Origin of the sequence: Rhizobium sp. Leaf321 (assembly GCF_001423215.1) — a bacterium.
Lineage (GTDB): Bacteria > Pseudomonadota > Alphaproteobacteria > Rhizobiales > Rhizobiaceae > Neorhizobium > Neorhizobium soli.
This window is the reverse complement of sequence record NZ_LMOF01000005.1, coordinates 493,962-516,848: the sequence shown is the minus strand read 5'-3', so window position 1 is coordinate 516,848 and position 22,887 is coordinate 493,962. Positions and strand designations below refer to the sequence as shown.

Sequence of the window (22,887 nt, the reverse complement as noted above, 5' to 3'; positions counted from 1 at the left end):
GATCAGGCGGCATCCTCGATGTGACCGCCGAGGAACAGCTGGCCGACACGCGGGTCATTGAGCAGCTTTTCCGACCTGTCGAACATCCGCGTCTGGCCGAGTTCCAGCACCAGGCCATAATCGGACATGGCGAGTGCCGCCTTGGCATTCTGTTCAACCATCAGGATCGTCACGCCCTGGTCGCGCAGGCGGATCAGCGTCTGGAACACTTCCTGCACCAGATTGGGCGACAGGCCGATCGAGGGTTCGTCGATCAGGATCAGCTTCGGGTCGAGCAGCAGGGCGCGGGCGATCTCAAGCTGTTTCTGCTGGCCACCGGAGAGCTCGATGGCCTTCTGGTCCTTGCGCTGGCGCAGCATCGGGAACTGGTCCATCACCTGTTCCATCCGCATTTTCACCCGCGCCTGATCTTTGGCGGTGATGCCGCCGAGTTCGAGATTGTGCAGCACGGACAGTTGCGGCACCACATTGCGGCCCTGCGGCACGTAGGTGACGCCGCGGGCAATCATGTCGGCCGGGCGCTTTCGCGTCACGTCCTCGCCTTCCAGGTGGATGGAGCCGGAATTGATGTTGAGCAACCCGAAGATCGCCTTGAACACCGTGGATTTGCCAGCCCCGTTCGGACCGATCACCGTGGTGATGGACGCTTTCGGTATGCTGAAGGACGTCCCGTTGAGGATGGTGATACGGCCGTAACCGCCATTGAGGTTTTTCAGTTCCAGCATGTCAGCCTCCCAGATAGGCGTCGATGACCAATTGGTTCGCCCGGATTTCAGCCGGTGTCCCCTCGGCGATGATCTCGCCCTGCGCCAGCACGATGACGCGGGTGCAGAGCGACATGACGAATTCCATATTGTGTTCGATGACCACGAAGGTCGTGGCATGTTCCCGGTTGTAGGTGATCAGCCGGTCCTTGAGGTGCCCAAGCATGGTCAGGTTGACGCCGCCTGCCGGTTCGTCGAGCAGCACGATCCCGGGTCCGGCCATGAAGGCCATGGCGGCATCGACAAGCTTTTGCTGGCCATAGGAGAGCGAGCCCGCCGGCGTGTCGCGGTAAGGCGTCAACCGGAAGAACTCGATCAGTTGTTCGGCCTTTTCCGTCAGTCCTGCGTCCGATTTGCCGAACAGGCGCGACAGCATCGAGCCTTCATGCTCCTGGCCGGCAACAATGATATTGTCGAGCACCGTCATGTTGGGGAAGACCGAGAGTTGCTGGAATGTGCGTCCGACACCCAACAGCGAAAGGTCTGCAGGCCTTACGCCATCGGTGGACTTGCCGTTGATCTTGCAGTGCCCCTCGGTCGGCTTCGACTGGCCAAGAATGCAATTGAACAGCGTCGATTTGCCCGATCCGTTCGGGCCGATCAATCCGAGGATCTCGCCTTTATGCACATCGAAGCTGACCTGGTGGACGGCTCGGATGCCGCCGAACTGCTTCGAGATGTTGTGAACCGAAAGAATGACCTCCTGGGTCGCCGCATTCATAGCTGGACTCCCTCTTTGAGATCCCGGCGGGCTTCATGCCTCGGCCGGAACTTCTCGGTCAATTTTTGACCGGCGCCGATCAGGCCGGTTGGCGAAAACACCATCAGGACGATCACCAGCGTCGAGTAGATGATCAGGTAATAGCCCTCGGTGAACCGCAGCAGTTCCGGCAGGAGGATCACCACGGCGGCACCCAGCATCGGGCCGAAGAAGAAGCCGGAGCCGCCGACCACCACTATCAGCAGGATTTTCAGCGAATGGATCAAGCCGAAGCTGCTGGGCTCGATGAACTGCACCAGCGGGGCCTGCAGCGCGCCTGCAAGACCGCCAAAGGCCGAGCCGATGGCAAAGGCGAGCAGGGTCTGACGACGAACCTTGAGGCCAAGGCTTTCGGCACGGATCGGATTTTCGCGCAGCGCCTTGAAGGCTCGCCCCCAGGGAGAGCGCAGGATCCACCACATGGCGCCGGCCGAAACGATGAAACAGACCAGCGTGAAATAGTAGAAGGCGATGTTGCTGTCGGTGGTGATGCCGAAGAATGACGGGCGGGGCATGCCGACAAGGCCGAACGAACCGCCGGTGATCTCTTCCTCGTTGCGCAGCACGAGGAACAACAGCGTGTTGAAGGCAAGCGTGACGAAGGCGAGGAAGTGGTGCTGAACCCGCAGCGCGGGGTAGCCGAGCAGCAAGCCGACCGCGAAGCATGCTGCGATCGACACGATCACGGCCAGTCCCCAGTGAATGCCGTTGAGTGTCATCAGCGCGGTGATGTAGGCGCCGATGCCCATGAAGGCGGCCTGCGCCAGGCTGACTTGGCCCGCGTAACCGAGCGTCAGGTTGAGGCCCATGGCAGTGATCGAGAAAATCAGCCACGAGGCCAGCGTGTAGACAATGTAGTTGCCCTGACCGATCGGAGCGGCGACGAGGGCAGCAATACCCAGCAGAAGCAGAAACGGTTTCAGGCGGATCATACGGTTCTCCCTTCCGAGGTGCCGAGCAGGCCCTGCGGACGCAAGAGGATGATGGCGATCAGCAGCAGAAGCGGCATGGCCGAGCGGTACTGGGCGGAGATGTAGACGGCGGACAGATTGTCGATCACGCCGATCAGCAGACCGCCCACCAGGGCGCCGCGGATCTGGTTGAACCCGCCCACGATGGCGGCGATGAAAGCGACGAGGCCGAGCGTTTCACCATTGGAAAACTTGGCGAGATAGATCGGCGAGATCAGCACCGAGGCCACGGTGGCAAGGCCGGCATTGATCAGAAATGTATAGAGCACCATGCGCTTGACGTTGACGCCGAGGATTTCGGCGACCGCCGGATTCTGGGCGCTGGCCTGCATGCATCGGCCGGTCCGTGTTCGGTTGAGAAACAGCTGCAGGCTGCCGATTGCGAGCATCGAGACAACGAGATTGCCGATATCCTGCATAGAAACGCTGGCGCCGGCGATCTCGTAGACCGTCTGCGGAAAGATCGCAGGGAAGGGCTGGGCGGTCGCGCCGTAAAATTCCTTGACGCTTTCCTTCATCAGGAGGCCGAGCGAAATGGTGGCGATGACCAGCGGCAGCGTTCCGTGCGGCAGCATCGGTTCGACGATCAGCCGCTTGAAGGCCACGCCGAGGATAAGAAGCGACAGCGCGAGCGCCAGCGCCACGGACGGCCATAGCGGCAGGCCAAACACTGTCATACCAACCAGCACGAAAAACGCGGGCAGCATGACGAACTCGCCTTGGGCAAAGTTGATGGTTTGCGATGCCTGCCACAACAGGGTGAAGCCGACTGCCGCAAGCGCGTAGATGGAGCCGGCGGCGAGACCGGAGACAATAATCTGGATAAACTCGGCCATGGGGTCGTCCTCACGGGCTGGTAATCGGCGTGACGTGCAGGATTGATGACGACGTGCCGGCGGCGCGAACCGCCGGCACTTGTCTCGTCATGCGATCGGCATCAGTTCGGCGGCAGCACCGCCTGGACCACCTGTTTGCCGTTCTCGACTTTCACGACAAAGCTTTCGCGCGACATCTCGCCGGTATCGTCCCAACTCACATCCATCAGGACGCCGGGGTGCTCCTTGGCTGTCAGCTTGAGACCGTGCAGCTTTTCCGCGATGGCCTTGCTGTCCGGCTTGCCGACCATTTCCGTGACGTATTTCAGCGTCCAGGCGGCGGTGTAGCCTTTGATGGCATTGTGGTCGGGCGTGTACTTGAACTTCGTCTTGAAGCGCTCGACCATTTCCTTGACGGCGGGGATATCGGCATCGGGCGTCAGGCCGACATGGCCCATAGCGCCGTTGGCTGCATCGCCGGCAAGTTCGATGACCTTGTGGCCGATCAGAGTAGTTTCGCCGAGAAGGGGTTTGTTCAAGCCTTGCTTGCGGGCCTCGCGCAGGAAGCGGGCGCTTTCTTCCTCGGTGTAATAGATGAAGAAGGCTTCGGCAGTGGAGCCCTTCAGCTTCAGCACGTCGGCGGAAAAGTCAGCCTGCGCCTGTTCGGATGGCACATCGACGACGATCTCGATATTGGCAGCCTTCATCGCATCGACGAAAGCCTTGTGGCCGCCCTTGCCGAATTCGGTATTGGCCCAGGCGACGCCGACCTTTTTCAGGCCCATCGTCTCGGACATGTATTTGGCAAGTTTCGGCACGCCCTTTTGCGAGCCGAAGGCGGTGCGGAAGATGTAGGGGTTTTTCATGGCGACGATGGACGGGGCCTCGGAGCCGGTGAACTGCGGAATGCCGGCCTGACGGGCGACCAGCATGTTGACCACGGTTGATGACGAGAACACCGTTCCCATGATCGCGTAGATGCCGTCGTCGATACCCTTCTGCACCATGGCGCGCGAAACCTGCGGGTCGGTCTGGCTGTCATATTCCAGAACCTTGACCGGCTCCTTGAGGATGCCGCCCTGCGCATTGATTTCCTCAAAGCCCATCTTCACGCCATCGCGGAAGTTGGTGCCGGCCGCGGCACCGGGTCCGGACAACTCGACGATCGAGCCGACCTTCAGTTCGGCAAGCGCCGGCATTGCGCCGAGCGCCAGTACCATTGCAGTCGTGGTGATTAGTTTTCTGATCATGACCTTCCTCCTTGGCTGATCGATATTTCCGTCCCGGCGGCCAGGTCTCCTCCCTTGTCGCCGTATCCCTCCTGCCCGTGCGTAAAGCCGGGCCTGCGGTGTCTTCGTCTCGATCGCCTAGGCGTCGATCGTGCGTGTCCCCATCAACAGATCGGCCAGCAGCACGGCCTGGGCGTCGAACATGCCTGACCCGGACATGGTGCCGCAGCCCTTGTCGCGGGCAGCAGCAATCAGCGGCGGCACGGCCGGTCGCGTCACGACGTCCGAGACGAACTGGTCTGAGGTCAGAAGATCCGTCTGCACCGGCAGGGGATCGGTCTCCCGCATGCCAAGTGGCGTGGCATTGGCGACCAGTGCAAAACCGCGTGGATCTGTTGAGCCTATCCGCGCACGACCCGGAAATGCCTTGTTCAACTGCGCGATCAACGCATCGCGTTTGTGCGTGTCGAGATCGTGCAGGGCCAGTTCCGAGGCGCCGCGCGCCAGGATTTCGTAGGCGATGGCCGCTCCGGCGCCGCCGGTACCTACCAGAAGCGCAGACTTGCCGGCGATCTCGAAGCCTTGGGCCGCGATACCGTCAAGGCAGCCGTGTCCGTCGGTCGCGTCGCCCACCCAGTCGTCGCCATCGCGGATCATGATGTTGACGGCGCCGGATGCCTTTGCGCGGGCCGATATGCGGGCGCAGAATTCGAGGCAGGGGACTTTGTGCGGTACCGTGACAATGATGCCCGCGACATTGCGCATGCTCTTTGCCTGCGACAGCCAGCCGGCCAGGTCTTCGGGGAGAATATGGACCGGTGCGACGATGCCGTTAAAGCCGCGATCGGCCATGATCTGGCTGAGCGAAGCGGGCGATTTCACCTGTCCGATCGGATGGCCGATGATCGGGAAGAGCTTGGTCTCCCCGTCGACCTTTATATGTATACTCACGCCTTCCTCCCCTCGGCATGCGATCCGACCCTTGTCCGGTCGTTCTCAAGCTCGACAAAAACATAGGCCCCTTCGTCGGCAAATGGACGATGGGGGCGAAACGTTGGACTATTCAACACCGGCGGTCTCCTTCAGTTCGGCCAAGGCCCGGGCGATGCCGTTGCCGACAGTCGTGACAGGCTGATTGCCGAGGATGTGCGGCACCGGGTCCGACGCCAAATCGGCGGGAATACGCAAGGGCGGTCCGCTGATCCGGATCTCGTTCCAGCCGGACTGGTGACTGAGTTCGGCGACAAAATCGGTCATCTCCACCGTATGGCCGGCCATGGTCAGAACGGTCGCTCCTTCCAGCGGCACTGTCATCGCGGTCGAAAGGATCCGGGCCACGTCGTCGACGTAAACGAAGCCGACGCGGCCGGAAAAACGGATTTCAGCCGGTTCGCGGCGCACGGCTGCTCCAAGCGCGATCGACGGACCAGCCGCGATGCCAGCGCTCTCGCCGGGGCCGTAGACGATGTAGGGGCGAAGGCCGAGGCTCGGGATTCCGTGGTCGAGCAGATAGGCCCGCGCCATGCCTTCGACCGCAAGCTTTGTCGCCCCATAGACCGTCATCGGCCTTGGATTGACGGCATCGTCGAGTCCGAACACGCCGGCCGAGCTCAGATAGGCAACCGGTAGGCGCTTTGCCTTTGCCGCCTCGAACACGTTGATGCTGCCTAGAAGATTGACGCGCGTGCCGAGCGCCGGGCTGCGGGCACAATCGACCGTCATCAGGCCGACGAGATGGACAATTCCGTTGCATCCATCGGCAGCTTTCGCCACCGCGGCGGCATCGGTGATGTCGCCCGAGACGATCTCGACGCCATCCGTGACGGATAGTCGTTCCGGCTTCGGAGCCAGGTCGAAGATCCGGACCCGGTGCCCGGCCGCCTGCAATGCCCTGACGGTTCGCAGGCCGACGAAGCCGGTTCCGCCGGTCACAAGGACGAGGCTCATGCAGCCTCTCCCTTGCGAGCAGCGACGGCGCGGCGGGCTGCATGACGGGCGGCGATGGCCCCGAACACGATCGCCGGGCCAACCGTGATGCCTGGGCCGGGATAGACCCCGCCCATCATCGACTGCAAATCGTTGCCGCAGGCATAAAGGCCCGGAATTGCCGATCCGTCGCGGCGGAGAAGCTGAGCATTTTCGTCGCCGACCAGGCCTATGGCCGAGCCGATATCGCCAGGCCAGAGTTTGACGGCATAATAGGGAGCCGTCTCGAGCGGCCCGAGTGTCGGATTGGGCCCATGCGTCGGATCGCCATTGGCCTTTTCGTAGACGGTGGTGCCGCGGGCGAAGTCGGCGTCCGTGCCGGTCCTTGCATAGGCGTTCATCCTGGCCACGCTGTCGTTCAGGCCGGCAGCGTCGATGCCGAGCTTTCTGGCGAGTTCGTCGAGCGTCGCAGCCTCGGTCAGGTAGCCATCGGCAAGATAGGGGGCAATGTTGGCACCACCGGGCCGGATCATCCCCATGCCGTATTTCTTCAGCGCCGCAGCGTCGGCAATCAGATAGGTGGGCACATGGCTGCCGTCCTTGTTCGCCGCATACATGGCCGACACGAACAGGTGGTAGCTGGTGCTTTCGTTGACAAAGCGACGACCGTCTCGGCCAACCGAGATGATGCCGGGTTTGGAACGGTCGAAGACGAAATGCGGAAAAACCGCCATCGAGCCATCGGCGCGCTTGCGATGCGAGACCGGCGCCCAGAAGCACGGCTGCGCCGCCGTGTCGCCGTGATAGGCGCCCGCGGTAAAGGCGAGATCATGCAGCGTGCCCGTATGACCAGGCGCCGACGGGCTGAATTCGGGCAGTGGTTGCGGCAACTTGTCTGCACGCATGGTCGGGTGACGGGCAAAGCCGCCGGAGGCGAGGATCAAACCGCCCGTGACGTGAATCTGCCGTTCGGTATCCTTCTGACGGAGTGTCACGCCTGTTACGCCGTGAGGCCCGGTCGTGAACGCCAATGCCTCGGTTTCGGTGAGGATGGTGACCCCGAGCTTTCGCGCGGCAAGCAGCATCCTGCCGATGAGAGCATTGCCCATCACAAGCCGCGTTCCGCGGCCATGGCGGATCTTGTCCAGGTAGTAATGTCCGATCAGTCGAGCCGAGTAAGCGGTCGACTTCGCCGATTTGCCGATTTTCATCAGATGGGCGATGTCGTCACGGTCCACCATGAGGCCGCCGAGAATGGTAAATTCCGGGATGGGCGGACGGATGAGATGCAGGTCTTTCCCGAGCGCCGATGCATCGAACGGCAAAGGTTCGAGAGCCCGCCCGAAGGACGTGGCGCCCTCGAGCTCGTAAAGATAGTCGGGGTGAAACGGGCGCGCACGGAATTTGACGTCCGTTTTGTCTTCCAGCGCATCGACCACGCCTGTCCCGGCTGCAACAAACGCATCGCGCACGGATTTGGAGCTGTGGTTGCCGACAGCGCGATCGAGAAAGCCTGAAACCTTATCGCGGCTGTCGTCGGCACCCATGGCCTGCGCGTGACGGGTAAGCGGAATCCACGTGGTCGCGGCGGAATAGGAGGTCGTGCCGCCGAGATATTCGGTGCGCTCGACCAAAAGGACACGTGCGCCTTCCATTGCGGCAAAGATGGCGGCAGACATGCCTCCTGCGCCAGCTCCCAGTACGACGACATCGTAATCCGGCCCGACCTCCGTCAATGCATGTTGCATGTGGCAATCCTCCCAAAAGACGAGACAGACCAATCTTCTATGGCCACCATCACAAATAATGGAATGACATTCAAGAATAAAAACCAGTTCCATTTTCGTTATTCGTCTGATACCTCACATTCGATCGGGGAGGATTTGGATGGGACGTGTAATCGACATTGCGGTAATTGGTGCCGGTGCCATCGGCCGTACGCATATCGATACGCTGGCCGGAATGCCCCGTTTTCGCCTGACCTCGATCGTCGACCCGATGCCGGCGGGAGCTGTTCTCGCCGCCTCGCTCGGCATTCCCTGTCTTCTTTCCGCAGAGGCGTTGATCGATTCGGGTCTCGCTCGCGCGGCGATCGTTGCTACGCCGAACGAGACGCATCTCCCCGTATCCGAAGCTTTGTTGCGGGCCGGTATTCCTGTGCTTCTGGAAAAGCCGGTCGCCGAAAGCCTGGCTTCGGCGCTGAGGCTGATCGCGATTGCCGACGAGACCGGTCTGCCGCTTCTGATTGGCCATCACCGCCGCCATAACCCGATCATCCGCGCAGCCCATGCGGCGATTCATGCCGGCCGGATTGGCGATCTGGTGATGGCGACCGTGACCTGTTCGCTTGCCAAGCCAGCCGGATATTTCGAGGCCGCGTGGCGCAGAACTCCGGGCGCCGGCGGGCCGTTGCTGATCAACATGGTCCACGAAATCGATCTGCTGCGGCATTTCTTCGGCGAGATTGCGCAGGTCCAGGCGATCGCCAGCCATGCGCGCCGCAGTTTTGCCGTCGAGGATACGGCGGCGGTCAATCTCTCCTTCGTCAATGGCGGGAGCGCGACCCTGTGCATATCCGATGCAGCGGTCGGCCCCTGGGCCTGGGACCTGACAGCGGCCGAAAATCCGGCGCGCTTTCCGGCTCATCCGGTAGCCGCCCATCATTATGCCGGCAGCAAAGCTGGCCTCTCGCTGCCCGATCTGACGCTCTGGGAACCGAGGGGCGAGCCGGACTGGACTGAGAAGTTGCGGCCGACAGTACTCGATGTCATCCAGGCCGACCCCTACGAGCGCCAGCTTTCCCATTTTGCCGATCTGATCGACGGGTCAGGCACGCCGATCGTGTCAGTACGGGACGCGACGGCCAACCTGATCGTGCTCGATGCGATCCGCGCGGCAGCCGATACCGGACAGTCCGTCACAGTTGACCTTTCACCGCTCGAAAGCCTTAGTGGAACCGTGTTCAACAACGGAATGGGTCCATGAGCAGCGTTCTCGGAAAATCCCTCGCCATCATCGAACTGCTGGTCAATCATCCGGCCGGCCTCACCGTGTCGGCGATCGCCAGCGAAATCGATCAGCCGGCAAGCGGCGTACACCGGACTTTGCAGGAGCTCGCGCGGCTAGGTTATGTGCGCCAGGCGCAGGCGCAGGGCGATTACGCCCTGACCATCAAGCTGCCGGCCATGGGCGTCGGGTTTCTCGGCCGTGCCGGCATTACGGATGTGGCGCAGCCGGTGCTCGACGAACTGGCGGCGCATTCCGGCGAGTTGATCCGGCTTTCCGTCATCGATGGCGACCGTCTGACCTGGGTGGCGGTGGCGCAGGGGGCAACACGTGGCCTCCGTTACGATCCGGGCCAGGAACAGGGCGTGGTCGTGCATCTGGCGAGTTCCGCCGGCGGTAAGGCGTGGCTTTCGTCGATGAGTGATGAAGAGGCGCTGTCGCTTGTCTCCGGCCAAGGGCTTTTGCGACAGGCGGAAGGCACGGGACCGAACGCCCCGCGCAGCCTTACGCTGCTGTTGGAACAACTGGCTGAGGCCCGCGCCCTCGGTTACGCGACGGCGGTGGATAGCTATATCGCCGGCATGGCGGCGATGGCCGTTCCGGTCCGGTATCACGGCCATGGTCAGGTGCTCGGATGTCTCTCGATCGCCGGCCCGGCCGTGCGGATGACCGCGGAGCGGATGGCGGTGCTCGCACCCCGGCTCCAGGCCGCGGCCATCGAACTCGGCGAGGCAGCCTCGGGATCGCAATATTTTCAGGCAGTCGTGAAGGCGGTTGAGCCGGCCAGAGGAATGGAACGGAAGACCGCGTAGCAACGCGCCGTTCCACTGTCTTGTCCGGGCATGTACGTAAGGCGGGGATGGATGGAACGGCAATCTGTGATTACCATGACCTGTGATGTTCTCGTCATCGGTTCCGGCGCTGCCGGGCTCGCGGCGGCGGTGACGGCAGCGCACTACGGCTGCAAGGTCATCGTCGCTGAAAAGGCTTCTGTTTACGGCGGTACATCGGCTTGGTCGGGCGGCTGGCTCTGGATACCCCGCAATCCCCTCGCGCGCGCCGCCGGAATAGACGAACCACCGGACGGACCTCGCGAATACCTGCGCAGCGAACTCGGCAACCGTTACGGTGATCCGCGCGTCGCGGCCTTCCTGGACAATGGTCCGGAAATGGTTTCCTTCTTCCAGGATCATACGGAGGTCCGCTGGGTGGACGGCAATCGCGTGCCGGATTTCCACGACACGCCCGGTGCTCTGAAGGGTGGCCGGTCGGTGACGGCAGCTCCGTATGACGGGCGGCGGCTCGGGCCATGGATCGACAAGCTCCGCCCGCCGCTCGACGTCGCCAGCCTCTGGGGCATGGGGCTCGCAAGTGGTGCCGACATCGGACATTTCTTCAAGGCAACCCGCAAGCCGCGTTCGGGGCTCTACGCAGCGGGCCGTCTCGTCCGGCATCTCCGCGATCTTGCCCTGCACCGGCGCGGCATGCATCTCGTCAACGGCAATGCTCTTGTTGCACGCTTGTTGCGATCAGCGCTCGATCTCGGCGTGTCGATGATGGAACAGGCGCCGGTAAAAGAGCTGTTGCGGAATGGCGATCGGGTCGTCGGCGCGCGGCTGGGCACCGACGGTGGCGATACGATCGTTCATGCGGCGCGGGGCGTCGTGCTGGCGACCGGTGGTTTTCCGCATGACCGCGACCGTCTGACTGCGCTTGCCGGATCGGCCGGCGGCGGCGAGGGGCATTTTTCGGCCGCACCCAGCAGCAATACGGGCGACGGATTGCGGCTGGGGGAAACCGTCGGCGCCACCGTTTCCGCAGATCTCGCATCGGCCATGGCGTTGGCGCCGGTGTCGCTGGTGACACGGCCGGATGGCAGCGTTGCCCATTTCCCGCATCTGATCGAACGCGCCAAACCCGGCATCATCGCCGTCAACGCGTCGGGCAGACGGTTCGTCAACGAGGCGGACAGTTATCACGACTTCACCAAGGCGCTGCTCGATGCGACGCCGCAGGCAAGCCCGCCCGTTGCCTGGCTGATTGCCGACCACAAGGCACAGCGGCGCTGGGGCCTTGGATGGGCAAAGCCGTTTCCGTTTCCTCTCGGCCCCGCGATCCGTTCCGGCTACCTCAAAAGAGGCCGAACGCTGGCCGAGCTTGCCGCGGTCTGCGGCATTCCCGAAGCAGCTCTCACAGACACGGTCGCGACTTTCAATCGACATGCCGAGCGTGGCGAAGACCCCGAATTCGGGCGTGGCCGGTCCGCCTACAACCGGGTCCAGGGCGATGCCGACCACGCGCCCAATCCATCGCTTGCCCCGCTTACACATGGGCCGTTTTACGCGGTGAAAATCGTGCCCGGATCGCTCGGAAGCTTCGCCGGCCTACGCACCGATCCGCAGGCCCGGGTTCTGGATGCGGGCGGCGAGGCAATCCCCGGTCTGTTTGCTGTCGGCAACGACATGACGTCGATCATGGGCGGCAATTACCCGTCCGGCGGCATCACGCTCGGTCCGGGCATGACGTTCGGATACATCGCCGGTCGCGTTCTGTCCGGCCAGTCCGTCACGGTATCGGAGACACTTTCACAGGAGGAAATGGAATGAGCCTTTATGAACTCGCGACGCTCGACACGGTGATCTTCGGCGCTGGCAAGGCAACGCCTGGGATCGAAGCCTGGGTTGCCGCAGGCGAGGGGCGCCTCTGCGGAGCCTGGGGCACCGATATCGGCTCGCTGAACCGTATCTTCCTGCTGCGCGCCTTCGACAGTCTCGATAGTCTCTACGGCGAGCGCGAGCGGGCGTTGCGTAGCGACAACCCCTTCGGCTGCGTCGAGCAACTGGTTTCGCTCAGCATGGAAAGCTACCGGGCGCTGGAATTCCTGGCTCCCGTCGAGGCGGGCACGTTCGGTCCCGTCTATGAATTCCGCACCTATCACACCCGGATCAACGGCATCACGCCGACCGCGGAAAAATGGGCCGATGCGGTGCCCGCGCGCGAGGCCTATTCGAAGCTCACCGTTGCCATGTACGGGCTCGATGGCAGGCCGCGGCTCACCCAGATCTGGCCCTATGCCAGCCTTGCCGCCCGCACAGAGGCACGCGGGAAGTCGGTCACCGACGGAAAATGGCCACCGAAGGGCGGGCCGGACTGGTTGACACCTGAAATGACCAGCCAGATCGCCATGCCGCTGCCCTTCTCGCCGCTGAAGTGAAGGCGTCGATCGGGCAGGCCATCATCGCGACGGCCTGGTACGATACGTCTGGACGTCATCCTACCGCTCTCCGTGTCCAGCGAGCGTTGCTTTTCTGCGTGAAGGCGGACCGGGATCAGTCCTATAGATTGGCCGTATAATCCATTGTTCAAACGCCTGCGGGTGCGCTTAAAGAGACCCCAAGATCTACGGAGGATTTCATGCGCACCCAAGTCGCCATCATCGGTTCAGGCCCGTCGGGTCTCCTGCTTGGCCAATTGCTGACCAATGCCGGTATCGACAACGTCATTCTTGACAGGGTGAGCAAGGACTACATTCTTGGCCGGGTGCGGGCGGGCGTGCTGGAGGAAGGCATGGTCAGCATGATGGAGCGTGCCGGCGCGGCGGACAGGATGCACCGGGACGGCCTGCCGCATGACGGGTTCTCGCTTGCCTTCGACGGCCGCGACCACCGTATAGACCTGTTCGGGCTGACCGGAAAGCGCGTGCTGGTCTACGGCCAGACCGAAGTCACCCGCGACCTGATGGATCAGCGCGAAGCCTCCGGCGCAACCACGATCTATAGTACCGAAAACGTAGCGCCGCATGACTTCGATGGAACGAACCCGTACGTGACATTCGAAAAAGAGGGCGTCAGCCACCGGATCGACTGCGATTTCATCGCCGGCTGCGACGGTTACCACGGCATCAGCCGTAAATCGGTGCCGGAGCACAGTCTCACGACGTTCGAACGGGTCTATCCGTTCGGCTGGCTCGGGATCCTGGCGGATGTGCCGCCGGTCAGCCACGAACTGATCTACGCCAATCACAGCCGCGGTTTCGCACTGTGTTCGATGCGCTCGGCCAGCCGCAGCCGCTACTATATCCAGTGCGGACTGGACGAGAAGATCCAGGACTGGTCGGACGAGCGCTTCTATGACGAACTGCGTCGGCGGCTGCCGGCTGAGCATGCGGAAAGCATGGTCGTCGGCCCCTCCTTCGAAAAATCGATCGCGCCGTTGCGGTCCTTCGTTGCCGAGCCGATGCGGTTCGGCCGCCTGTTCCTGGTCGGCGATGCCGCCCATATCGTGCCCCCGACCGGCGCCAAGGGGCTGAACCTTGCAACCAGTGACGTGTTCTACCTGTTCGAAGGTCTGCAAGAGTATTTCGCAGAGAAATCAGCCGCGGCAATCGACGCCTATTCGATGCGAGCGCTCAAGCGCGTATGGGGCGCCGTGCGCTTCTCTTGGTCGATGACGACGATGATGCACCGCTTTCCCGAAGCCGGCGAGTTCGACCGGAAAATCCAGGAAGCGGAACTCAATTACCTCGTAGGCTCGAAGGCTGCCGCAACAGCACTCGCCGAAAACTATGTCGGCATGCCCTATTAGGCTCCGTCGGAAAGAGTTGTCGGCCGAAGCTGCGGTGCGGCGGCCATACACGTCGATCGCGATCATTGCTCATCGCAAACGTGATAATCTGTTGTATTCGTCGACATGAGTCATACACTTGACGGGATGGTCGGGGCGTTCCTGATCGTCGGCAGCCGCAATATCGGTTGTGTGTCCCACTGGATATTTTATGTTGAATTGACAGCAGACGAGAACGATCGATTGGTAGATACGCACGACAGTCCTTTCACCACTCAGAAATCAGTACATCGGCGGAAAGCGTGCAGCGCTTGTGCCAATTGCGATGTGCGCACAATGGCTGTTTGTGCTGCGTTGGCTGACGAGGAACTTTCCGAACTCGACAAGATCATGACCTCTCGGCATCTTGCTCCCAACGAGATGCTTGTGAGTGAAGGCGACCCTTTGCATCGGACCTACAGCCTTACTGCAGGCATGTTGCGACTATCGATCGCGCTCCCCGATGGACGCCGCCAGATCACCGGCTTTCTGCTGCCGGGCGACTATCTTGGCCTGGCGGATGAGGACGTCCATTCCTCCACGGCGGAAGCGATTGGTTCAGTCCAGCTCTGTTCGTTCTCGACGCGCGAAATGCATGCGCTGATGGAACGCTACCCCAAGCTGAAGGACCGGCTGCATTCCTTTACCCGCTCGGCGCTTCGCCAGGCCCGTGACAATCAGATGATTCTCGGGCGCCTGGCGCCGGTCGAAAAGCTTGCGAGCTTTCTTCTGGCGCTGTCGGCAAGGGCTGCGGAGCATAAACTTTCCGCCAATCCTCTGTCCCTGCCAATGTCGCGGACCGACATAGCGGACTATCTTGGGCTGACGATCGAAACCGTCAGCCGCTCCTTCACCAAGCTGCGCAATACGGGCATGATCCGGCTGCCCGATCCGCAAACCGTCGAACTGATCGACATGTCTGCGTTGGAGGCCGTTGCAGGCATCAACGTTCACTGATCTTCGCGCAGACGTCCGTCCGTCAGATGGAGGATGCGGTCAACGATCCCGAACGGCAAGTGCGCATGGCTGATGAGGAGGACGGTTCGTCCCACCGTCGCGTTCCTGAGATCACTGAAGAACGAGAGTTCGGTTTCCCGGTCGAGACCGCTGGTCGGCTCATCGAGAACGAGGATCTCCGCCTTGGACAGAAGTGTTCGGGCGAGGCAAAGCCGCCGTGCCTGTCCGACGGAGAGTGTATGACCGGCTTCTCCGACCGGCGTTTCCAGACCGGCAGGCAGACTGCGCACAAAATCGGCGAGACGCGCCTTGCCGAGAGCGAACCAGCATTCGTCATCGCTCGCTCCGTTGCAGCCGATCCTCAGATTGTCACCGATCGTGCCGATGAAGACCGGCGCGTTCTGTTCGAGCAGGGCGATCCTGGCGTGGAGATCGGACTGCGCGATGTCGCGGATATCCGTACCCGCAACGCGCACGGCTCCCGCGATGGGATCAGCGAGGCGCAGGAGAAGGGCGCCGAGTGTGGATTTTCCGGCGCCGCTTTCCCCCATGATGGCGACGCTGCTTCCGGCGTCCACCGTCAGATCGAGGTTCCGTAGGACAGGCCGCCGCGGATCGTAGCCGAAGGTCAGGCCTTCGATTGAGATACTTCCCCCGGCGGGAAGGGCTGCCGGATCGAGCGTATCGACGACAGCAGGTGGTGTCTCCGCCAGTCTCCTCAGTCGCTCCGCCGCGGCGATCGCGCTGCCGAACTTTGCGACCTGACGGGTGACGGCCGCCGTTGCCTCGAAGCTCCCGAGCGAGGCGAGAAGAAGGCCGATGAGAATAGGGCCGCTGATCAGGCCACGTTCCAGAGCCGTCAGCCCGGTCAGCAATGTGCCGACGACTGCAAGTCCTCCGAGGACGGCGATTGCTGCTGACGCCGATGCCGAGGCACGGGCGAGACGCAGCCTCGTCCTTGAAAGATCTGCAGCGATTGCATCGGAGCGTGCCCGCATCCGATCGGCAGCACCGAATGCAATCAGATCTGCGTGGCCGTCGACCATGTCGAACGCCGCCACACGCAGTTCGGTCGAGAGGTCTATGATCCGGGCGCCCAGCCGGCGCGTTCCGCTTGAAAGCATTATCGGAACGACAAACAGCGCTGTCGCCATGACGACCGCGTAGAGGATGGCAGCTGCCGGCAGCATGACGGACAGGAAAACGGTCACTGCCGTTGCTGTGAGTACACCCGTCACGAGCGGACCGGCTGCGACGATGAACACACTGTCGAGCGCATCCACGTCTGCCGTCAGACGGGAAACCGCATCGCCTTTGCGGAGCGCTTGGTTGGCTTGATGCACGCCGGGACCGAGGCGTCTGAACAGCCATTCTCTGATGTCGGCCAGTACTCGAAGCGTCGTGTCGTGACCGACGAGCTTTTCGCCGTAGCGCGACAGAATACGCAGCATCGACAGGCCGCGGACGGCAGCCGATGGGCCGAATAGGTTAAAGCTCATGGCAGCCGTGGTCAGGAATGCCGCGGTCAGGAACCAGCCGGACAGGCCCAGCAGAGCAACGCCCGCGAGAAGCGTCGCAAGCGAGAGGCCAAGGGCAATGGCGAAGCCTGCCAGATGCCGCCGAAACAGCGGGTGGAAAGACAGGAGCGCTCTCATGCGGCAAACTCCCGACCAGAGGAAACGACAGACAGGGTCGGCTTCATTGGCAAGAGATGTCCGTTCTCGAACCGCACTGTCGCGTCCATGCGGGAAGCGACCGTCATCGAATGCGTGGCAATGATCATCGTCCGCCCTTGGGCGAAACCCTGGAGGCGATCGAGCACGGTCGCTTCCGTCTCGGGATCGAGATGCGCGGTCGGCTCATCGAGCAGGATGATGGACGGATCCGTGAGATAGAGGCGGGCCAGGCCGACGCGATGAGCCTCGCCGCCCGACAGGCCGAGACCACCTTCTCCGATGCCGGTGGCAAGGCCGTCCGGAAGGCCATCGCTGAACGCCGTGACCAGGGCCAGATCGGCCGCGCGGCGGATCTCGTCGTCGCTGGCGCCGGGATTAGCAAGGCGGATATTGTCGGCGATCGTGCCGTGGAAGAGATGCGGTTTCTGACTGACGAAGGTCAGCATCCGGCGGAGCTCGCGCTCATCGATCTCGTCAAGCCGGCGATTGCCGAACTCGATTGTTCCTTCAGTGCGCGCAAGCCGTGCCAGCACATTCAGCAGCGTCGACTTGCCGATGCCACTTCGGCCGACGAGGGCGATATGCTGGCCAGCCGGGATGGAAAGTCTGCTCGATGTGAGCAGAATGGAGCAACCGTCCGGCGTTTTGATGCTGAAATTGGTGGCGAGGATCGGGACCGCAGAGGAAACGAGACGCACCGGTGCCGGTGGGATTGTCGCAGCCGCGGGCATGGGAAGCTCGCCGAACTGGCGCACGATCTCGGCGACCGCCCCCTTGGCATGGGCGCGGTCGTGGTAATGGGCGGCGAGTGATCGCAGAGGAAGATAAACTTCCGGAGCCAGCAGCAGACAGAAGAGCCCGGATTGGAGCGACAACTGCGTACCCGGCAGGTCGACCATGCCGAGATAGCTGAGGCCGACGTAAAGTGCGACGCCGGCAACGCCAAGCGCTGCGAAAAATTCGAGCACTGCCGATGACAGGAACGCGATGCGCAGCACGCGCAGCGTCCGCCGGCGAAGCTGGTCTGTCGCCTCGTGCATGGCGCCAGCCTCGATCTCCATCCGACCGAACAGCTTCAGCGTGAGGAGACCACCGAGACGATCGGCGAAATATTCCGACAATCGCGACAGCGCATTGGCCTGTGCATCGCTCGCGGCCTGCGCCCCGAAGCCGACAAGCGCCATGAACAGCGGGATCATCGGCGCAGTGAAAAAGAACAACAACCCGACCACCCAGTCGAACGGCATCACTGCTGCAGCAAAGACGATGGGGAGCAATGCGGCCTGAATGGTTGCGGGCAGGAACCGCGAAAAGAAGCCGTCCAACGCCTCGACCTGATCGACAACCGTGCTTGCAAGCGCGCCGGACGACCGGTCTTGTCTCCAGTCCGGACGAGGAGCGAGCAGCCGTGTGGTCAGGCTGTCGCACACCGTTCGCTTGATCTTTTCGGCAGCGAACGATCCCGCCACTTCGGCAGCAAAGGCAAGGGCGGTACGGAGAGCAAGGAGGGAGGCGAAACCGAAGATCTGCGGCCAGAGCTGGTCTAAGGGAACGCCATCCTCGATCGCCCGGCCAAGCACCTGCGACAAAAGCAGCACCTGCCCGATCAGCAGCAGGCCGGAGAGTATAGGGAGTGCGACCGCGATGCCGAGGGCGATGCCGCCGTGTCGGCGCAGGGCGGAAAGCGCTTTCCGGTCGCCGCCATCTTCACCCATTTCCTGCTCGTCTGTGATTGTGGTCATCGGTTTCCGCACTGCCCTGATCGTCGTGGGACTATCTAATCCGGCATGCAGGAGGGCTCATTGATTGCAATCAATGCACGGGGCCCGTGCGGTGGATTATGCCGCTTTCAGACCGGGGATTTCGAACCGGAAACCTGAAAACAGGCGGGTAGACACATGATCGACTTTACGGTTGTCGACCTTTCGCGACTGCAGTTCGCGGCGACGGCAATGTACCACTTCCTCTTTGTTCCGCTGACCTTGGGGCTGTCCTTCCTGATGGCCATTATGGAAAGCGTCTATGTGATGACCGGGCGCGAAATCTGGCGGCGCATGACACTTTTCTGGGGCACGCTGTTCGGCATCAACTTTGCGCTGGGCGTCGCAACCGGCATCGTCATGGAGTTCCAGTTCGGCATGAACTGGAGCTATTACAGCCACTATGTCGGCGATATCTTCGGGGCGCCCCTGGCGATCGAGGGCCTGATGGCCTTCTTCCTGGAAGCCACGTTTATCGGCATCTTCTTCTTTGGCTGGGACAGGCTTTCCAAAGTCGGCCATCTGGCCGTGACCTGGCTCGTGGCGCTCGGCGCCAACTTCTCGGCCCTGTGGATCCTGATCGCCAACGGCTGGATGCAGAACCCCGTCGGCTCGACCTTCAATCCCGATACCATGCGCATGGAAATCACCGATTTCGCCGCTGTCATCTTTAATCCCGTGGCGCAGGCAAAGTTCGTCCACACGGTCAGCGCCGGCTATGTCACCGGCTCCATGTTCGTCATGGCGATCAGCGCCTGGTTCCTGCTGCGGGGACGCCATCTGGATCTAGCCAAGCGGTCGATGGCGGTCGCTGCGAGCTTCGGCCTCGCCTCGGCTCTTTCCGTCGTCGTCCTTGGTGACGAGAGCGGCTATGTGGCGACCGAGCACCAGCAGATGAAGATCGCTGCGATGGAAAGCATGTGGGAAACAGAACCGGCACCTGCCGGCCTCAATGTCTTTGCCATCCCGGGCGTCCGCGAGAACAGCTATGAGGTGAAAATCCCTTACGTCCTTGGCCTCATCACCACGCGGTCACTCTCCACCGAGGTGCCCGGCATCCTGCCGCTGGTCGAGCGTGCGGAAGTTCGCATCCGCAACGGCATGACCGCCTATGCGGCGCTGGACCAGATTCGTGCCGACCGCAACAATGCTGCTGCCCGCCAGACCTTTGCCGATACCTGGCATGACCTCGGTTATGCACTCCTGTTGAAGCGTTACGTCGATGACGTGCCGGCGGCGACCGACGAGCAGATCGAAAAGGCCGCCTGGGATACGGTGCCGGACGTGTCGACGCTGTTCTGGAGCTTCCGCTTCATGGTCGCGATCGGCCTCTACCTGATCGTCTTCTTCGCGGTGGCTTTCTATCTGGCCTCCCGCCACAGGCTTGGTGAAAACCGCGTGCTTCTGTGGATCGCCCTGTTCAGCCTGCCGCTGCCATGGGTTGCCATCGAATTCGGCTGGCTCGTTGCCGAATACGGGCGTCAGCCCTGGGTGGTCGAGGGAGTGCTGCCGACTTTCTATGCCGCGTCGGGCCTAACCCTCGTGGATCTGGCGATCAGCCTCGGCTTCTTCCTCACGGTCTACACGACGCTTGCCGTCATCATGGTTCTGCTGATGCTCAAAATCATCAAGGCAGGTCCGAGCGAAAGAAACGTGCTGATCGATGGCATTCGCGGATCGGCAGTGGTTCCCGAACGCGCCGCCGCTGCGCCGCAACGCTGACCCTCTCATTCGAAAGCAAGGTCCATGTCCCATTTACCTCTCGATTATGAAACATTGCGGATCATCTGGTGGCTGCTGCTCGGCGTCCTCCTGATCGGCTTTGCCATCGCCGACGGCTACGATCTCGGCGTTGGCGCCCTCCTGCCATTTGCGGCCAAGACGGACGAGGAGCGGCGCATCCTGCTCAACCTGATTGGGCCGACATGGGAAGGGAACCAGGTCTGGCTTGTTCTGGGCGGCGGCGCCATCTTTGCCGCCTGGCCGGCCCTCTACGCGGCCTCGTTCTCCGGCTTCTACCTTGCCATGATCGCCATCCTGCTGGCCCTCATCCTCCGGCCGGTCGGATTCAAGTTCCGCGGCAAGGTCAAGGATCCGCGCTGGAGAAGCACCTGGGACTGGGCGCTGTTCATCGGCGGTTTCGTGCCGGCGCTGATCTTCGGTGTAGCGGTCGGTAACGTGCTGCTCGGTGTGCCCTTTGGCCTCGACGGTACGATGAGGGCCCATTACGACGGCAATTTCTTCGGGCTTCTTCGTCCCTTTGCCCTGGTCGCGGGCCTCACCAGCCTGTCGATGCTGGTCATGCACGGGGCCGTCGTCATCGCCATGCGCTGCGCCGGACCGGTCGCCGAACGTGCAACGCGCTTTGGCCGGATGGCGGCCGCAGCCACCGTTGCTCTCTTCGCGCTCGCCGGCTTGTGGGTCGCCTTCGGTATAGACGGTTATGTCGTCACCAGTGTTCAGGAAGCTGCCGGTCCATCCAATCCGCTGGCGAAAACCGTCGTCACGCAGGCTGGAGCATGGCTGAACAACTACCATGCATATCCCTGGATGATCACCGCGCCGGTTCTCGGTTTCGTCGGGTCGCTCGTCGCCCTGGCAGGACTTGGCAGCCGCCGGTTCAAGATCGCACTCGCTGGATCGAGCCTTGCCATCTTCGGCATCATCTCGACCGCCGGACTGTCGCTGTTTCCCTTTCTTCTGCCGTCCTCGATCGATCCGGCCGTGAGCCTGACGGTCTGGGACGCGTCATCCAGCCACCTCACCCTGTTCATCATGCTGCTGGCGACCGTCGTCTTCCTGCCGATCGTGCTAGCCTACACAGCCTGGGTCTATCACGTGATGCGCGGTCCAGTGAACGCGGCCTCGATCGGTCGCAATCCGAACGCTTACTGAAGGAGATCATTCATGTGGTATTTTTCCTGGATCCTCGGCGTCGGCCTCGCCTGCGTCTTTGCCATCCTCAACGCCATGTGGTTCGAGATGAAGGAAGACCGGCGCCTCTCGGCGCTTCCGGACCCCTCAAACAGGCCAAAACGCAGCGCCGTCGGAGATCCGGCCGCATGAAACCGGATATGGTCGAGCGTCTCGCGGAAATGCCGGTTCCACGATACACATCCTACCCCACCGCCGCGGATTTCAGCGAGGCGGTGGGACCCAAGGAACAGGCCGCCTGGCTCGGCCAACTTGATCCGGCCGAACCGGTCTCTGTCTATCTGCACGTTCCCTATTGCCGGCAGCTTTGCCACTATTGCGGTTGCCATGCCAAGGCGGTTCGGAAGGCCGAGCCGGTCGAGGACTACCGGACCACGCTGGAGGCAGAGATCGCGCTGGTTGCCGCTCACCTGCCAGCCCGGCTGAAGATCGGCCGCATCGCCTGGGGCGGCGGCACGCCCTCCATTCTGGGCGAGGCAGGCTTGAGCTCCGTTCTCGGTATGCTCAAGAAGCATTTCGACCTGGAAGACGACTACGAGCATTCGATCGAACTCGACCCGCGGATGCTCGGGCGCGATCTCTGCCAAGCGCTCGGCCGGCTCGGGATCAACCGCGCCAGTCTCGGCGTCCAGGATCTCGACACCGTTGTGCAACAGGCGATCGGGCGGGAGCAGCCGGAAGAAAAGGTGGCCGCCGCTGTCCGTGATCTGCGCGACGCCGGCATTTCACGCATCAATTTCGATTTGATCTATGGTCTGCCGAACCAAACCCAGGAAAGCTTGCTGACGACCTGCCGTTCCGTCGTGGAACTTAATCCGGATCGCATCGCCTTTTATGGATACGCCCATCTACCATCACGAAGGGCCAACCAGCGCCTGATCGATAGCGCATCGCTTCCTGGACCCGTCGCGCGTTTGCAGCAGGCAAGCGCGATCGCGTCTTTCTTCATCCGCGAGGGCTATCAGGCGATCGGCATCGATCATTTTGCCACGCCTTCCGATCGACTGGCGGCTGCCGCAAGAGAAGGTCGGCTCCACCGCAATTTTCAAGGCTACACGGACGACGATCGCCCGACCCTGCTGGGGTTCGGGTGCTCTTCCATCTCGCGGCTCCCCGGTGGCTACACGCAGTCGGAATCCGGTATCGAGGCTTACAAACGCCATATCGCGGAGGGGTCTCTACCCACGCGACGCGGCCACGCCTTTGTCGAGGACGATCATGAACGCGCGACAATCATCGAACGCCTGATGTGCGATTTCTCCGTCGATCTGGGACAGAATGCCGCCGGTTATGCCGACGAACTGGCCTTGCTGCGACCGTTCGCTCTGAGCGGTCTGTTGACGGTGCAGGCGAACCGCATCTCGATGACGGCAAAGGGGAGACCCTATGTTCGCACTGTTTCGGCGATCTTTGACCGGTTCAGAAGCCAGGGGCAAAATCTGTTCAGCCCCAGCGTATGAACGTCATCACTGAACGTCATCACTGAC

General features: G+C 62.2%; 20 protein-coding genes. 10 read left to right on the top strand and 10 right to left on the bottom strand.

Features of this window, described 5'->3' with window-relative positions; translation table 11 throughout:
* Window positions 1-2: 2 nt before the first annotated feature.
* The 8 genes from ASF70_RS05995 to ASF70_RS05960 form a co-directional block, all read right to left on the bottom strand.
* Entirely contained in the window at window positions 3-725 is a 723-nt protein-coding gene (locus ASF70_RS05995) for an ABC transporter ATP-binding protein (protein ID WP_062578241.1), read from the bottom strand.
* A 1-nt stretch (window position 726) separates the two neighbouring features.
* Window positions 727-1,485 carry an ABC transporter ATP-binding protein gene (locus tag ASF70_RS05990; RefSeq protein WP_062578239.1) on the bottom strand — a complete coding sequence of 253 codons (759 nt, stop codon included), beginning with the start codon at window positions 1,483-1,485 and terminating at the stop codon, window positions 727-729.
* Window positions 1,482-2,456, bottom strand: a complete 975-nt coding sequence (locus ASF70_RS05985; protein WP_062578237.1) for a branched-chain amino acid ABC transporter permease — start codon at window positions 2,454-2,456, stop codon at window positions 1,482-1,484. Before ASF70_RS05985 ends, ASF70_RS05990 begins: the two co-directional genes overlap by 4 nt.
* Complete coding sequence (locus ASF70_RS05980) at window positions 2,453-3,331, bottom strand: branched-chain amino acid ABC transporter permease (RefSeq protein WP_062459345.1); 879 nt, start codon at window positions 3,329-3,331, stop codon at window positions 2,453-2,455. The genes ASF70_RS05985 and ASF70_RS05980 overlap by 4 nt, the downstream gene beginning before the upstream one ends.
* A 101-nt stretch (window positions 3,332-3,432) precedes the next feature.
* A complete protein-coding gene (locus tag ASF70_RS05975; protein ID WP_062578235.1) occupies window positions 3,433-4,560 on the bottom strand; it encodes an ABC transporter substrate-binding protein in 1,128 nt (375 codons plus the stop codon).
* A gap of 117 nt (window positions 4,561-4,677) precedes the next feature.
* Window positions 4,678-5,490: a shikimate dehydrogenase gene (locus ASF70_RS05970; protein WP_244473973.1), complete on the bottom strand. Its 813-nt coding sequence runs from the start codon at window positions 5,488-5,490 to the stop codon at window positions 4,678-4,680.
* A gap of 108 nt (window positions 5,491-5,598) precedes the next feature.
* Entirely contained in the window at window positions 5,599-6,486 is an 888-nt protein-coding gene (locus ASF70_RS05965; protein ID WP_062578233.1) for an NAD(P)-dependent oxidoreductase, read from the bottom strand.
* The gene (locus tag ASF70_RS05960) at window positions 6,483-8,213 is read right to left on the bottom strand and encodes an FAD-dependent oxidoreductase (RefSeq protein ID WP_062578231.1); all 1,731 of its coding nucleotides are present in this window, start codon (window positions 8,211-8,213) and stop codon (window positions 6,483-6,485) included. Before ASF70_RS05960 ends, ASF70_RS05965 begins: the two co-directional genes overlap by 4 nt.
* 139 nt (window positions 8,214-8,352) lie before the next feature.
* Here ASF70_RS05960 and ASF70_RS05955 point away from each other — a divergent pair, with 139 nt between their 5' ends.
* From ASF70_RS05955 to ASF70_RS05930, 6 genes are all read left to right on the top strand, one after another.
* Complete coding sequence (locus ASF70_RS05955) at window positions 8,353-9,450, top strand: Gfo/Idh/MocA family oxidoreductase (protein ID WP_062578229.1); 1,098 nt, start codon at window positions 8,353-8,355, stop codon at window positions 9,448-9,450.
* Window positions 9,447-10,283: an IclR family transcriptional regulator gene (locus ASF70_RS05950; protein WP_062578227.1), complete on the top strand. Its 837-nt coding sequence runs from the start codon at window positions 9,447-9,449 to the stop codon at window positions 10,281-10,283. The genes ASF70_RS05955 and ASF70_RS05950 overlap by 4 nt, the downstream gene beginning before the upstream one ends.
* A gap of 51 nt (window positions 10,284-10,334) precedes the next feature.
* Window positions 10,335-12,077, top strand: coding sequence for an FAD-dependent oxidoreductase (locus ASF70_RS05945; RefSeq protein WP_062578225.1), 1,743 nt, complete (start codon window positions 10,335-10,337; stop codon window positions 12,075-12,077).
* On the top strand, window positions 12,074-12,685 hold the full coding sequence (locus ASF70_RS05940; RefSeq protein WP_062578224.1) for an NIPSNAP family protein: 612 nt from the start codon (window positions 12,074-12,076) through the stop codon (window positions 12,683-12,685). The genes ASF70_RS05945 and ASF70_RS05940 overlap by 4 nt, the downstream gene beginning before the upstream one ends.
* A gap of 200 nt (window positions 12,686-12,885) precedes the next feature.
* On the top strand, window positions 12,886-14,055 hold the full coding sequence (gene pobA / locus ASF70_RS05935; RefSeq protein WP_062578221.1) for a 4-hydroxybenzoate 3-monooxygenase: 1,170 nt from the start codon (window positions 12,886-12,888) through the stop codon (window positions 14,053-14,055).
* Window positions 14,056-14,370: 315 nt separating this feature from the next.
* Window positions 14,371-15,030, top strand: coding sequence for a helix-turn-helix domain-containing protein (locus tag ASF70_RS05930; protein ID WP_082471789.1), 660 nt, complete (start codon window positions 14,371-14,373; stop codon window positions 15,028-15,030).
* Here ASF70_RS05930 and cydC read toward each other — a convergent pair.
* Window positions 15,024-16,685, bottom strand: a complete 1,662-nt coding sequence (gene cydC, locus ASF70_RS05925) for a thiol reductant ABC exporter subunit CydC (RefSeq protein ID WP_062578219.1) — start codon at window positions 16,683-16,685, stop codon at window positions 15,024-15,026. The genes ASF70_RS05930 and cydC overlap by 7 nt on opposite strands.
* Complete coding sequence (gene cydD / locus ASF70_RS05920; RefSeq protein WP_244473972.1) at window positions 16,682-18,448, bottom strand: thiol reductant ABC exporter subunit CydD; 1,767 nt, start codon at window positions 18,446-18,448, stop codon at window positions 16,682-16,684. Before cydD ends, cydC begins: the two co-directional genes overlap by 4 nt.
* Window positions 18,449-18,607: 159 nt before the next feature.
* On the opposite strand from cydD, the gene ASF70_RS05915 reads away from it, so the two are divergent.
* The 4 genes from ASF70_RS05915 to hemN are packed head-to-tail and all read left to right on the top strand — an operon-like array spanning window position 18,608 to window position 22,860.
* Window positions 18,608-20,188, top strand: coding sequence for a cytochrome ubiquinol oxidase subunit I (locus ASF70_RS05915; RefSeq protein WP_200943529.1), 1,581 nt, complete (start codon window positions 18,608-18,610; stop codon window positions 20,186-20,188).
* 24 nt (window positions 20,189-20,212) lie between these two features.
* A complete protein-coding gene (gene cydB, locus ASF70_RS05910) occupies window positions 20,213-21,361 on the top strand; it encodes a cytochrome d ubiquinol oxidase subunit II (protein WP_062578215.1) in 1,149 nt (382 codons plus the stop codon).
* Window positions 21,362-21,373: 12 nt separating this feature from the next.
* On the top strand, window positions 21,374-21,532 hold the full coding sequence (cydX, locus tag ASF70_RS05905; RefSeq protein ID WP_062578213.1) for a cytochrome bd-I oxidase subunit CydX: 159 nt from the start codon (window positions 21,374-21,376) through the stop codon (window positions 21,530-21,532).
* Entirely contained in the window at window positions 21,529-22,860 is a 1,332-nt protein-coding gene (hemN, locus tag ASF70_RS05900) for an oxygen-independent coproporphyrinogen III oxidase (RefSeq protein ID WP_062578212.1), read from the top strand. Before cydX ends, hemN begins: the two co-directional genes overlap by 4 nt.
* Window positions 22,861-22,887: the final 27 nt, after the last annotated feature.